We start from the raw sequence: 13,471 nt of genomic DNA, 5'->3' as shown, positions 1-13,471 counted from the left end.
TGTCCTGGTCCGTCTGTGGTGTCCGGCCCGCGACCGACGCGGCCGGCACGGCCGGACCGGCGTCGCCCGCGGGCGTCGTGAGACGTATGTTCCGCACCGGATCGTCCTGCCGGCGGTACGGGGCCGGGGCCCCGTCGGCCGTCGGTGCGGGCTGGTCGACCATCCGCGTACAGAGGTCGGGATCGCCGCCCTGCGCTGCCTCCTTCCGCCGGTCCTGGCAGACCGGAAGCCGCTTCACCAGGACGTCCGCGGCGTCGGACGGGCGGTGCGACAGCGGTGTGCGTGCTCCCGCCGCACCGCTCGGGCACGGTGTACGGACCGGGCGGGGAGCCGACGGCGCCGGCCGGCCGCACTGCCGGAAACGGGTGTTTTCCATGTCCCTGCCATTCCTCACGTCGGTCCTGCCCACTTCCGGTCCTCCTCGGGTCAGTCCTCGGCCGTCGCGAGTCTGGGGTGGTCGTACGGCTCGTTGCGACGGGCTCGGCTCAACGCATGGGCCCACCAGGCGAGCCGGTCGAGCAGGGCGATGGCGTCCCGCCGACAGTCCTCGGTCTCCAGGAGCTGCCCACGGTCGCCCCGACACTGCTGGTAGTGGTGGAAGCTGACCGTCTCCTGAAGAGTCACCGCGTGAGTTTCGGCGAAGACCTGCCGGAGCTGGCCGACGGCACAGAGTCCGCCGGAGGCGCCGCCGTAACACACGAAGCCGACCGGCTTGGCATGCCATTCCATGTCGTACCAGTCGATCGCGTTCTTCAGTGACGCAGGACAGCCGAAGCGGTATTCCTGCGTCACGACGGCGAACGCGTCCGCGGCGGCCAGCCACGGCGAGAGGTCGCGCACCGCCGAGGGCAGCGGAGCGGCGGGATCGGCTCCCATGAGGTCCGGCAGCCACGCCGTGGCGAGATCGATGACGTCGACCTCGAAGTCCTGGCGCGACCGGGCGCGAGCCCCGAGCCACTCGGCCGCGGCGAGGCCGAACCGGTCGTCCCTGGCCGCGCCGACGATGATCACCAGTCTTAACTTGTCGACCTGGTCATCCATGTGCATCCCTCTCACGCCCTCGCCGCCCTGCTGGTCCGAGCCCTTTTTCCGAGCATGTTCCCACTGTGGGGCATATGCCTTCGGACCAGCTTCGGGTCTTCTTAGGGCCCGGCTTCGGGCCGCTGAGGGACGGTTCCGGAGTCCGGCGGCCCCCGGAAGCGCCCCGCCGGCGCCGGCAGGTACGCGTACGGGCCGCGGCCTCGGTCGGAGCACCGGGGGCGCCTGAGGCACCGCGGCGGAGGGCCGCTTCGCGCCGCGGCCCCCTACAGCTCCACCTCGGCCCAGACGATCTTCGCGTCGGCCGTGTAGCGGGTGCCCCAGCTCGTCGCGAGCTGGGACATGATGAACAGGCCCCGGCCGCCCTCGTCGCCGGTGCGGGCGTGGCGGAGGTGGGGGGTGGTGGAACTGTGGTCGCGCACCTCGCAGGTGAGGACGTGGGTGCGGATCAGCCGGAAGGAGAGCGGCGGGGTGCCGTAACGGACGGCGTTGGTGACGAGTTCGCTGACGATGAGTTCGACGGCGTACAGCACGTCCTTGGGGATGTTCCAGCCAGTCAGGTGGGCGCGGACCAGGGTGCGGGCTTCGGAGGGGGCGCTCTCGTCGTCCGGCAGCCGGACGGTGACGGCCCGGTCCGGGGCGACCTCGGACGGCCGGGCCAGCAGCAGGACCGCACCGTCCGGGTGGGCGTCGGCGGGGTAGTTGTAGATGATCGCGTCGCCGATCTCGCGGAGGCTGCGGCCGGCCGGGGCCAGTACCTCGTCGACCGGCCGGGTGCCGGAGCGGGCTTCCAGGTTGCGGCTGCCGCTGTGCAGGACGAGGAGACTGCCGGGCTCCAGCGGGATGTCGGTGGTGACGAAGGGCGTCCCCTCGGAGGAGCCCAGCGGGGGGCCTTCGGGGGCGGGGTACTCCTGAGGGGTGCCGTCCGGGCGGGTGACGTGCGGGAGGGAGTGACCGGCCCGTCCCACGGTCCAGATCCGGGTGAACGGGTCGTAGACACCGTAGAGGCAGGTCGCGACGAGAGGGCGGTGGCGCAGGGAGTCGCCTAGGGGCAGCGCCGCGCGTTCGGCGGCGAGGTGGGCGGTGGTGTCACCGAGGTGGGCCAGGAGTTCGGCGGGCGGCAGGTCGAGGGCGGCCAGGGTGCGTACGGCGGTGCGGAGTTGGCCCATGGTGGTGGCGGCCTGCACCCCGTGGCCGTCGACCCGTCCGACCACCAGGGCGGTCCGGGCGCCGGAGAGCGGGATGGCGTCGAACCAGCATCCGCTGTTGCGGCCGGGCAGGTAGACGTGGGCGGTCTCCACGGCGACCGGCGTACTGGTCCCGGGGGGAAGCAGCCGGCGCTGCACGGTGGAGGCGATGCTGTGGTCGCGTTCGTAGCGGCGGGCGTTGTCCACGCTGAGCGCGGTGTGCGCGGCGAGGGTCGCGGCGAAGGCGAGGTCGCTCCCGTCGTACGGCTCGCTGCCGCCGCAGCGGTAGAAGCTGAGGATGCCGAGGGCGGTCCCGCGCAGCGCGAGAGGCACCACGATCAGCGAGTGGGCGCCGAACTCCTCGATGGCGCGCGCCCGGTCGGGGTCGGACGGGTACCAAGGGGTGTCCGGTCCCAGGGTGACCAGTCGGGGCCGGAGGTCGCCGAGCGCGAGGGCGTACGGGGTGGGGTGCGGCATCTCCCGTACGTCGCCGAGCGGGTGCGCGGCCCCGGCGGTGCCCCGGGGGCCGCGGAAGGCGATGCGGCGCAGCGGGGTGCCGCGCGAGGGCGGCGCCTCCGGGGCGTCGGCGCCGTGCAGGGCGTCGTCGACGATCTCGACGACGGCGATGTCGGCGAACCGGGGCACCAGGGCGTCGACCAGGTCCTCGCAGGTGGTGGCGAGGTCGAGGGACTGCCCGACGCGTTCGCGCACGGCGTCCAGTGCGGCGGCGCGGGAGCGGGCCCGCTCCCGCCGGGTCACGTCGGCGGCCAGCACCAGCAGCGCGCCGGGGGTGCCGCCGGGTCCCGTGGTGTCACCGGGCAGCGGGTGGAAGGCGACGGCGAAGGTGCGGTCGCGGCCGTCCTCGTCGGTGCGGCGGCCCCGGACGGACCCGGCCGGGGCGGGTGCGGTGCCGTTCGGCGCGGCGAGGGCGCGCGACAGGGCCTGGGGGTCGTCGAGTTCGTACTCCTCGCTGAGGAGGCGGTCGCGCAGCGGCTCGGGCGTGGCCCGGAGGGTGAGGCCGCCGGCCCGGACGATGCGCAGATCGCGGTCGACCACGTAGGTGCGGATGGCGTCGGCGGTCGCCAGCGCGTCCAGCAGGGCCGGGGTCACCGGACCGTCCGGCGGTCCGGCCGAGGGCTCATCGGCGTCCGGCACTGCTGCACCGCCCTTCGCACACACGGGGTCGCTGTCCACCACCCTCTGCCGCGCGTCGCGGGTGCGCCATTCGGGCGCGGCCCGGCGGGTGGCGGGACCGGGGCCGGACGGGCTGTGCGCGAGGCGGTGGGCCCCGGCCGCGTCCCCCCGGTCCCGACCGCCTCCGGCCCGCAGTGGAGCGGGGCCTCCGGCCCTCCCCCACGTACGTGCACAACCCACGCATCCCGACCGCCTCGCGGCCGTCAACCGCTCACACATGCGCACTCTCTTTGCGTGATCAAGCAGTTTCAGTCAGAAACTGCTTCCCTCAATCCTTTGCACGGGGTTCACTGGAAGTCACGCATGGTGACGTGACGGCCCGGGTGCCACCGCAGCTCCCGCGCCCGACGAGGGTCCCGGCGGCGACGGAGCGACAGGCGGAAGGAGGGGGGAACGGGGGCGACGACCGCTCCACCTCGCAGAGTGATGCCCTGGCCCGCACCAACGGATCGCGGTGACCCGCACCGCCGGGCTCCGGTGCCGGCACCCGCGACCGGGGGCGCCGTCACCACGACCGGCCGCCCGCGCTCCCATCGTTCGTCCACACCGTCCTGACGAGGGGTACCAATGAGCCAGATTGTGCTGCCGGTGTTCCACATGCCGTTCGAAAGCACCGGATGCAACGTCGGCATGGAGGAGACCAAGCACGCCGCCTGGACGTGGGCCGGGACCCACGGACTCGAACTGTCGCCACCCGCACGACGGAAGATGCTGCGGACCCGTCCCGAGCTCTGGATCTCGCTGATCTTCCCCCGGGCCTCGCAGCCGCACCTCGACCTCTTCTGCCAGTGGCTGTTCTGGGCCTTCCTCGTGGACGACGAGTTCGACGACGGACCGGCGGGCCGCGATCCGGGGATGTGCGAGAAGGCGATCGCCCGGCTGGTGGACGTCCTCGACGGGGCCCCGCCGCGTGGCCCGATGGAGGACGCGCTCGAAGAACTGCGGGAGCGGACCTGCCGGGGGCGGTCGGCGCACTGGGTGCGCCAGTTCCGGCGCGACACGGTCTGCTGGCTCTGGACGTACTACGCCGAGGCGGTCCAGCGCGCGGCCGGCCGGATCCCGACCCGCGCCGACTTCGCCAAGCACCGGCGGGACTCGGTCGCCATGCAGCCGTTCCTCGACCTGCACGAGATCACCGCGGGCATCGACCTGCCGGAGTCCGCCCGCAGTCTGCCCGCCTACATCGCGCTGCGCAACGCGGTGACCGACCACTCCGGGCTCTGCAACGACATCTGCTCCTTCGAGAAGGAGGCGGCCCTCGGGTACGAGCACAACGCGGTCCGGCTGATCCAGCGCGAGCGCGGCACCGGCCTCCAGGAGGCCGTGGACGAGGCCGGCATCCAGCTCGCCCGGGTCGCCGAGCGGGTGCGCAAGGCCGAGAAGGATCTGGTCGCGGAGATGGACGCGGCCGGGATCGAGGGTGCCACCCGTGAGGCGCTGGAAGCCTGCGTACGCGACTACCGGGGGCTGGTGCGGGGCGACTTCGACTTCCACGCCCGCGCCGAGCGGTACACCAGACCCGACCTGGCGGAGCGGGAAGACCGTGCCGCCCTGTCGGAGTTCTTCGCGGCCTGACACCGTGCGGGCCGCGCGGGGGCGCGGGCGGGAGCGGGGCCCGACGGCGGTGGCGGCCCGCCATGGCCGGTGCACGGCCGGGCCGCAGCCGGAGCCGCCGCCGGTCCGCCCGCCCGCGGCCCGCGGCGGTTCGCCCGGCGGCCATGTTCCGGACGCCCGCACGTCGCCCGTGCGCCGCGTCCCACGCACCCCTCCTGTGCGAGACTGTCGCACTCGGCACTTCCGGTCATCGACCCGGACGGGCCCCCGCCACGCGCCGGGCCCGTGCACCGCAGGTCGGCGGAGTGCCGGATCCGGTCGTCTTGTGTCCCTGGGGGGGAATCGCACATGCTCACGAAGCGAAGAGTCTGGGCCACCGCTGCCGTCACCACGGCAGCCGTGGCGGGTGTCCTGGTGTTCCAGGGGGTGACCGGGGACACGGACGGCGCCCCCGCGGACGCGAAGTCCGGGCCGGTCGAGGCCGATGTGCACGAGGCGTCGCTGAAGGTCGCCGCGGACGGTGGCTCCGCCGCGCTGGAGCGCCGCGACACCGACCCGTTCAGCCTGCTGGGGGTCACCTGGACCGACCCCGCGGCGAAGGTGACCGGCACCGTGGAGGCGCGCACCCGGTCGGTGGCGACCGGCGGTTGGTCGGACTGGCTGACCCTCGAAACCGAGATGGACGGACGCACGGAGACCGGCCGCGCCGGTGTCCGCGGTTCCACCGAGCCCCGCTGGGTCGGTCCCTCCGACGGCGTCGAGGTCCGCGTCACCAAGGGCGGCAGCTCCGCCGCCGGGCTCCCCGCCGGGCTGCGGCTGGACACCGTCGACCCCGGCACGGGCTCGTCCTCGGACGCCGAACCGGCCGCCTTCTCCGCCGCGTTGGCCGAGGGCCCGGCCGAGGACGGCGAGAGCGGGTCGCCGTCCGCCACGCCGACCGAGGACACGCTGCCCGACGCCGGTGCCTCGACGAGCGCGCCGGCCGAGGAGGTGACCGAGGAGCCCGCTCCGACCCCGACCACCGAGTCCCCGGAGCCGCCCACCACTCCCCCGGCGACCCCGACCACGCCCGCGCCCACGACGCCGACGCCCACGCCCACGCCGACCGCGTCGCCGACCGGGCCCGCCTCGACCGTGCCGAAGCCGCCGATCGTGTCGCGCGCCGGCTGGCAGGCCGACGAGTCGCTCAACGACGAGGCGCCCGACTACCTCGACTCGGTCAAGGCGGTCTTCGTCCACCACACCGCGGGGACCAACGACTACACCTGCTCCCAGTCCGCCGCGATCGTGCGCTCGCTGCACGCCTTCCACGTGAAGTCGAACGGCTGGAAGGACCTCGGTTACAACTTCATCGTCGACAAGTGCGGCACCGTCTTCGAGGGCCGCAAGGGCGGCGTGGACCGGCCGGTCATGGGCGCGCACACCTACGGCTTCAACCGGGACACCGCGGGCATCGCCGTGATCGGGATGTACACGGGCACCACGAAGGCCCCGGCGGCGGCGACCACGGCGGTCGCGCGGCTCGCCGCCTGGAAGCTCGGGCAGTACAAGGCCGACCCGGCGGGCACCGTCGCGCTGACGGCCGGCGCGACCCAGTCCAGCGGCACCGGGAAGTCGTACACGGCCGGCCAGAACTACACCTTCAGCCGTATCTCGGGCCACCGTGACGGCTTCAACACCGAGTGCCCCGGCGCCGCCCTCTACGGGCAGCTGGGATCGATCCGTTCCCTGGCGGCGGGCCCTCCGACCGGTCTCACGGTCTCCTCGATCACCGGCGGCTCCACCTCCGGCACCACCCACTACACCAAGTCTGCCGTCAAGGTCTCGTGGACCTCGACCACGCCCGCGGTCTTCCTGACGAAGTACGAACTCCTGGTGGACGGCAAGGTCGTCACCACCGGCACGGGCTCCACCACCTCGGGCAGCGCCACGCTCGCGGTCGGCACCCACAAGGTGCAGGTCCGGGCCACCCACCAGTCGGGCAGGACGGCGACCTCGGCGGCCGCCACGGTCGTCGCCGACCGGACGGCGCCGACGTTCTCCGCCAAGCCGTCCCTGGCGCTGCGCACCGGAACGGTCAACACGACTGCCGTACCGCTGACCCTGAAGTGGAAGGCGGCGGACGCGGTCGCGCTCAAGGAGGTGCGGCTCACCGCTCCGGTGGCCAAGACCTACGGTCCGACCGTGCTCAGCGCCTCGCACACCGCCAAGTCCGGTGCGGCCACGGCCTGGAACACCACGGCGTACGACCGGGCCGGGAACACCGCGACGGCCTCCGTCACCGGCACCCCGGTGATCCTCCAGGAGTCGTCGGCCAAGCGGACGGGCACCTGGACCACCAAGTCCTCCAGCAGCTACCTCGGCGGCAAGTCGTACAGCAGCTCGGCCAAGAACGCGACCATGACCTGGACGTTCACCGGCCGTTCCGCCGCCCTGGTGGTCTCGCGGGCCTCGACCTCCGGCCAGGTGTACGTCTACGTGGACGGGGTGAAGAAGGCGACCGTGGACCTGAAGTCGTCGACCACCAAGTACCGCGACGCGCTGTGGACCACCTCCTGGGCCACCAACGGCGCCCACACGGTGAAGCTCGTCGTGGTCGGCACCTCGGGCCGTCCCGCCATCACCACCGACGGCCTGGTGTACCTGAAGTAGCGACGCCCTGAAGGAGCACCGCCTGAAGGAGCGCCACACGGCACCGCGCCCGCCCCGGCCACCGGGGCGGGCGCGGTGCGTTCCGGCGGCGGACGCGCTCCACGGCCCTCCACCCTTCCGGACACGCGGACCTCCGCACACCCGGTGCCCCGTGGCTCCGTGTCCCGCATGCTGAAGGCGTGGCGTACCGCCGGGGTCCTCGCCGGACGTCCGTCCGCCGGCAGGCGGTGCCACTTGCCGTACGCGAAGGGACGGATACACCCGATGTCCGAGACACGCACCTGGCCGCACGAGGCGTCCCCGCAGGCCACCACCACGGCGGGCGCGGTGCGGGGGGTGCGGGAACGGGGGGTGTCGGTCTTCCGGGGCATCCCCTACGCGGCCCCGCCGGTCGGGGAGCGCCGGTTCCGGGCGCCGGAGCCGCCCGAGCCGTGGACGGGAGTGCGGGAGGCCGTCGCGTACGGCCCGACCGCCCCCAAGCACCCGTACGCCCCACCGCTGGACACCCTGCTGCCGGACCCCTCGGTGCCGGGCGACGGCTGGCTGAACCTGAACGTGTGGACCCCGGACACGGCCGCGTCCGGACTGCCGGTGCTGGTGTGGGTCCACGGCGGTTCGCTGCTGCACGGTTCCTCGGCGGTGCCCGTCTACGACGGCACGGCGTTCGCCCGCGACGGGATCGTCCTGGTGTCCGTCAACTACCGCCTGGGCATCGAGGGGTTCGGGGTCTTCCCCGACGCGCCCGCCAACCTCGGACTGCGGGACCAGCTCGCCGCGCTGGAGTGGGTGCGGGACAACATCGCCGCGTTCGGCGGCGATCCGGGGCGGGTGACCGTCGCCGGGGAGTCGGCGGGGGCGATCAGCGTCGGGGCCCTGCTGGCCTCCCCGGCGGCGGCCGGGCTGTTCCGGCGGGCGGTGCTGCAGAGCGGCGCGCCCGGCGCGGTCCCACCCGGGCGCGGTCGGCGCCTCACGGCGCTGATCGCCGATCGGCTGGGGGTGCCCGCCACCGCCGCCGCGCTGGCCGCCGTCGACCCCGGTGCGCTGCTGGCCGCCCAGGGCTCGGTGACGGCCGGGGGCAACCCGCTGACCGGCCGGAACGCCTTCCAGATCGTGGTGGACGGCGAGTTGCTGCCGCGCGATCCGGCGCGCGCCCTCGCAGACGGCGCGGCGGCCGGCATCGGTCTGCTGATGGGCACGACCAGTGAGGAGTACCGGCTCTGGTTCGTGCCGAGCGGGCTCGCCGAGCGGCTGAGCGGGCTGCAACTGCGCCTGGCGCTGCTGAAGTTCAAGGTCCCCCGCGCCACCGCCGCCGTCTACCGGGCCAACCGCCCCGGCGCCGCACCGGGCGAGCTGCTCGGGGCCGTCGCGACCGATCTGCTGCTGCGGGTTCCGCTCAACCGCCTCGCCGACGCCCGGCTGCGGGCCCCGTCGGCGACCACCCATGTCTACGAGTTCGGCTGGCCCTCCCCCGTGCGGCGGCTCGGCGCCTGCCACGCACTGGAGATCGGCTTCGTCTTCGACACCCTCGCCCACCCGGACGCGGTCGCGCTGACCGGGCCGGACGCCCCGCAGGAACTGGCGGACGCCATGCACACGGCGTGGGTGCGGTTCGCCGCCACCGGCGATCCCGGCTGGCCGGCCTGGGACGCGAGCCGCCCGGTGATGCTGTTCGGCCCGGACGCCCCGTCGGTGGTGAACGCCCCGCGCGACGACGAACTGCACGGCTGGGCCCCGTACCGCGCGGAGGGCCGACGGGCGGAGGACTGGCGCGCGGAGGGGTGACGCGCGCGGGCGCGGCGGCCGGTGTGCACGGCCGCCGCGCTCCCGGCGCGCGGGCCCCGGGGACGCTACCCCGAAGGTCAGTCCTTGTTCTGGACGGCCCAGAACTCCTCGAAGCTCAGCAGCCCGTCCTTGTTGCCGTCCTGGGCGTTGATGATCGCCTGGGCGACCGTCTCGGTGACGAACGGGTCACCGAGCTGCGCCATGGCGCTCTTGTACTCGGCCGCGGTGATGCGCCCGTCGCCGTCCAGGTCGAACCGCTCGAACGCCTTGCGCGCCGACTCGATGTCCGCCACTTTTCCGCCCCTTCGTAACGCTTGATTGACGGAGGTCAGATTAACTGGCCGCACCGGCCGCCTGTGCGGCGGCCGTTCGCCCACGACGATGACCGGAACCATCCCTCGCAGAGGCGGTACGAGCATGCCCGGCGCGGCACTGGCCCGGATGCCGGCGGCGGCCCGCCCGGCCGGTTTCCGGCCGCCTACCGGCCCGTGGCGTCGGAGGCTCTCCTCACGCAGGAATGAGACCCGCCGCAGCCGTGCCGAAGGAGTCGTTCCCCCGCTGTTCCCCCAGCATCACCGAGCCGAGAGTTCTGCGAATCATCCAAGAAAGCTCATACCTATACAGAGAATGCCAGGCCCGTGACGCGCTCAACCTTCGATTCGCCATCGATTCATACCGAATCGTTAAGGTATACCCCTTTTGCCGTCTTGGTTTTCCTTCGTCGTTCTGCCATAGTCGGACCCACGACCGCTATTGACCCGAGCCGGTCGTCACCATGCGGCCGTGGACACACCCCCCATTCCACGGCCCCCCAGGAAGCCCCCGCGGTGCCGTACGACGGCGAGCCGGGGGCTTCTGTGCATCCCGGAGGAGGGCAGCCCTCTCCGGCGGAGCGATCCGCACCGACGGGGCGGCCCTGCCCGGCGAGGGCTCCGGCGGGGCGGGCTCCGGCGGGGCGGGCTCCGGCGGGCGACGGGGCGGCTCAGCGGTCCGAGCGGTCCGCGATCCGCATTTCGAACCAGGTGATCTTGCCGCGCGGCAGCAGGTCCACGCCCCAGCGGTCGGAGAGCTTGTCCACCAGGAAGAGGCCCCGTCCACTGACGTCCATCTCCGCCACCGGCATCAGGCAGGGCAGACCGCGCGACGGGTCACGCACGCCGATGCGGATCATCCCCCGCCGGCGCTCCATCCGGAGACCGAAGTACTGGGCTCCGGTATGCCGCACGGCGTTGCCGACCAGCTCGGAGACGAGTAACACCGCGTACTCGGCGAGCTGGGGGGAGAGCCTCCACTGCCGCAGCACCACACAGGCGGCGACCCTCCGGGCAGTTGCGGCGGACTGCGGAAGCGAGGGGAGGCGAACTTCTCCCTCGGTCGGATTTCCGTACAACTCCAGTACTTCGAGGGCCTGTTCACCCTCCGCCGCCAACGTCCACCTCGCCGCGGGCGCACTGCTGCGCGGTCGCGGCTGCTCCACACCTTCCAGGCCCGCCATGCCCACCATCATGGACGGCGAACGCGCACCAGGGAGGCGCCTCTGCGGAATCCGCCCACCGGAATGGCTGATTCCAATCCACGGATCGGCATATGCCGAAGGCAGGATGCACGCCTTGACACCCCTTCCCACCTGCGGCGACGGGCACTACAGGGGTGGAATTCCCCCACGCGGAAAGGCCGGACCTCCGCTTCTCGGGAAGCCCGGCCAATGCGCTCGCACGGATGAAACCTCTCACGGCCGCATCCGCTTGACGGCCCGTCAGGGAAGGGTTGTCCACTCCGTCAGAGGAAGACCGCCTTGCCCGGCCCGTCCTCGACGAAGCTGCGCATCCCGCGCTCCCGGTCCTCGGTGGCGAAGAGTCCGGCGAACCAGGTGCGCTCGATCGCCAGCCCGGTGTCGATGTCGGTCTCCAGCCCCGTGTCCACCGCCTCCTTCGCGGCGCGCAGCGCGAGCGCGGGGCCGCGAGCCAGCCGGGAGGCCCAGGCGAGGGCCTGCGCGTACACCTCGTCGGCGGGCACCACCCGGTCCACCAGCCCGATCTCCAGTGCCTCCGCCGCCTTCACCTGACGGCCGGTGAAGATCAGGTCCTTGGCCTTCGAGGGACCGACGAGCCGGGACAGCCGCTGGGTGCCGCCGGCGCCCGGGATCAGCCCGAGCAGGATCTCCGGCTGGCCGAGCTTCGCGTTCTCGCCGGCGATCCGGAAGTCGGCGCACAGCGCCAGCTCGCACCCGCCGCCCAGCGCGTAGCCGGTGACGGCGGCCACGACGGGCTTCGGGATGCGCGCCACGGCGGTGAAGGAGTCCTGAAGCCCTTTCGAGCGCAGCACCATCGCCGCGTGGTCCATGGCGCGCATCTCCTTGATGTCGGCGCCGGCGGCGAACACCTTCTCGCCGCCGTAGAGGACCACGGCCCGCACGTCGTCGCGCCGGGTCGCCTCCTCGGCCAGCTCGCGCAGCCGGTCCTGGGTAGCGACGTCCAGGGCGTTCATCGGCGGCCGGTCCAGCCGGATCGTGCCGACGTTCTCGCTCACTTCGAGGGTTACGGTCATGCCACGCAGGTTAACCGCGGCTCACCGCAGGGACGCCGGTGCGCTCGGTCACACCCGGAGCCGGCGGTAGCCCCCACCGGCCGTCGGGCCTCCCCACGCCGGCCACGCAGGGGCCGGGCATCCGCACCTCAGCCGGCCGACCGCTCGGCGAGGAGCGCTTCGGTCGCCTCCCACAGCTCCGCCTGCGCCCGCGGGTCCCGGCCCGGTTCGGGGCACCGGAGCGGCCGGGCGTCGCGCACCGAGAGGTAGCGGCCGCTCATGCCGTCGAGCGCCGGATCGGTGGCCAACCGCACGATGATGCCCGCGCCTCTGCGGGGATCGCCGATCCCGAGGGTGTTCAGCACGCGACGCAAAACGTCGGAACCGGGCAGGTCACGACCCAGCCCGGTGGCGTTGAAGCCGGGATCGCAGCAGTTCACCGTGACCTTGTGCGGGTCCAGGCGCCGGGCGAGTTCCTGGGTCCACATGATGGTCATCAACTTGGTGCGCCCGTACAGGGGCATCGACTCCCGGCGGTTGTACGGATCGGTACGACGCAGGTCCTCGGCCGGTGCGATCGTCCTCGCCCGGCCGGAAGCCTCGGACGCGACGTTGACGATCCTCGCCGGCGCACACGAGCCGAGCTTCGCCGTCAGCGCGCGGGTCAGGACGAACGGGCCCAGGTAGTTCACGGCGGTCATCTCCGCGAGGCCCTCCGGCGTCACCCGCTGCGCGAAAGCGTGCAGCCCGGCGTTGTTGACCAGGACGTCCAGCCGCGCGTGACGCGCCGCGATCTCCTCCCCCACCCGGCGCGCCTCGGAGAGGAGGCCGAGGTCCGCGTGGAAGACCTCGACGGGTTCGTCGGTCACCGCCGCGAGGTCGGCGACGAGCGCTTCGGACTTGCTGCGGGAGCGGGCCACGGCACTCACGCGGTAGCCCCGGCGAGCCAGTTCGAGGACGGCGACGCGCCCCAGTCCGGAGGTGGCGCCGGTGACCACGGCAACAGGACGGTCCATCCCGAACTCCATTCATGAGGTACCTCACGAGTACGTTGTGGGACGATACCCGAACCATGAGCACGCGTGAACCGACGACTGCGGACAGCACCCCCGAGCAGGTCGGACTGGCCTTCCTCCATCTCGCCCACGGCCTGCGCGAACAGGTCGACCAGGACATGGCGGCGGCCGGTCTGTCCCTGTCCCGCACCAAGGTGCTCCAGGTCCTGGCGAGCCGCGGCGCGCTGCACCAGGCCGAACTGGCCGAGGCCCTCGACCGGGCTCCGCGCTCCGTCACGCAGATCGTGGAGAGCCTCGAACGCCTCGGCATGGTGGTCCGCCGCGACGACCCCCGGGACCGCCGTCGCAAGACGGTCTCGTTGACCGGCGCCGGACGCACGGCACTGGCCGCGGCGGAACGGGCGGGGGCGCACACGCTGCGCCGGCTCTTCGGTTCGCTCGGGCCGCGGCGGCTGGCGGACGCGGAAGCGCTGCTCGACCACCTGCACGGGGAACTCGCCCGCTGACGACACCCCGGCCGCC

The 13,471-nt window shown here is 73.2% G+C and carries 10 protein-coding genes; 4 read left to right on the top strand and 6 right to left on the bottom strand.

All coding sequences use genetic code 11. The features are described from left to right. Window positions 1-426 precede the first annotated feature (426 nt). Window positions 427-1,041, bottom strand: coding sequence for an NADPH-dependent FMN reductase (locus tag Q0994_RS04330; protein WP_299529218.1), 615 nt, complete (start codon window positions 1,039-1,041; stop codon window positions 427-429). Between the two features lie 263 nt (window positions 1,042-1,304). Continuing rightward, complete coding sequence (locus Q0994_RS04325; protein ID WP_299529216.1) at window positions 1,305-3,380, bottom strand: SpoIIE family protein phosphatase; 2,076 nt, start codon at window positions 3,378-3,380, stop codon at window positions 1,305-1,307. Between the two features lie 636 nt (window positions 3,381-4,016). Here Q0994_RS04325 and Q0994_RS04320 point away from each other — a divergent pair. From Q0994_RS04320 to Q0994_RS04310, 3 genes are all read left to right on the top strand, one after another. Next, window positions 4,017-4,994 carry a terpene synthase family protein gene (locus Q0994_RS04320; protein ID WP_299529276.1) on the top strand — a complete coding sequence of 326 codons (978 nt, stop codon included), beginning with the start codon at window positions 4,017-4,019 and terminating at the stop codon, window positions 4,992-4,994. Between the two features lie 327 nt (window positions 4,995-5,321). Then, entirely contained in the window at window positions 5,322-7,625 is a 2,304-nt protein-coding gene (locus Q0994_RS04315) for an N-acetylmuramoyl-L-alanine amidase (protein WP_299529214.1), read from the top strand. Between the two features lie 264 nt (window positions 7,626-7,889). Next, window positions 7,890-9,407, top strand: coding sequence for a carboxylesterase/lipase family protein (locus Q0994_RS04310; protein ID WP_299529212.1), 1,518 nt, complete (start codon window positions 7,890-7,892; stop codon window positions 9,405-9,407). Between the two features lie 77 nt (window positions 9,408-9,484). Here the strand turns inward: Q0994_RS04310 and Q0994_RS04305 are convergent, their stop codons facing one another. The 4 genes from Q0994_RS04305 to Q0994_RS04290 all read right to left on the bottom strand — a co-directional run bounded on the left by Q0994_RS04305 (window position 9,485) and on the right by Q0994_RS04290 (window position 12,949). Beyond that, window positions 9,485-9,700: an EF-hand domain-containing protein gene (locus Q0994_RS04305; protein ID WP_299529210.1), complete on the bottom strand. Its 216-nt coding sequence runs from the start codon at window positions 9,698-9,700 to the stop codon at window positions 9,485-9,487. Between the two features lie 689 nt (window positions 9,701-10,389). Beyond that, entirely contained in the window at window positions 10,390-10,914 is a 525-nt protein-coding gene (locus Q0994_RS04300) for an ATP-binding protein (RefSeq protein ID WP_299529208.1), read from the bottom strand. 272 nt (window positions 10,915-11,186) lie between these two features. After that, a complete protein-coding gene (locus Q0994_RS04295; protein WP_299529206.1) occupies window positions 11,187-11,954 on the bottom strand; it encodes an enoyl-CoA hydratase/isomerase family protein in 768 nt (255 codons plus the stop codon). A gap of 128 nt (window positions 11,955-12,082) precedes the next feature. Beyond that, the gene (locus Q0994_RS04290; protein ID WP_299529204.1) at window positions 12,083-12,949 is read right to left on the bottom strand and encodes an SDR family NAD(P)-dependent oxidoreductase; all 867 of its coding nucleotides are present in this window, start codon (window positions 12,947-12,949) and stop codon (window positions 12,083-12,085) included. A gap of 56 nt (window positions 12,950-13,005) precedes the next feature. Between Q0994_RS04290 and Q0994_RS04285 the strand changes: the two genes are divergently transcribed. Next, complete coding sequence (locus tag Q0994_RS04285) at window positions 13,006-13,455, top strand: MarR family winged helix-turn-helix transcriptional regulator (RefSeq protein WP_299529202.1); 450 nt, start codon at window positions 13,006-13,008, stop codon at window positions 13,453-13,455. Window positions 13,456-13,471 lie beyond the last annotated feature (16 nt).

Source organism: uncultured Streptomyces sp., from assembly GCF_947488945.1.
GTDB lineage: Bacteria > Actinomycetota > Actinomycetes > Streptomycetales > Streptomycetaceae > Streptomyces.
Note: the sequence above shows the minus strand (reverse complement) of the source record. Positions and strands in the feature narration are given on the sequence as shown.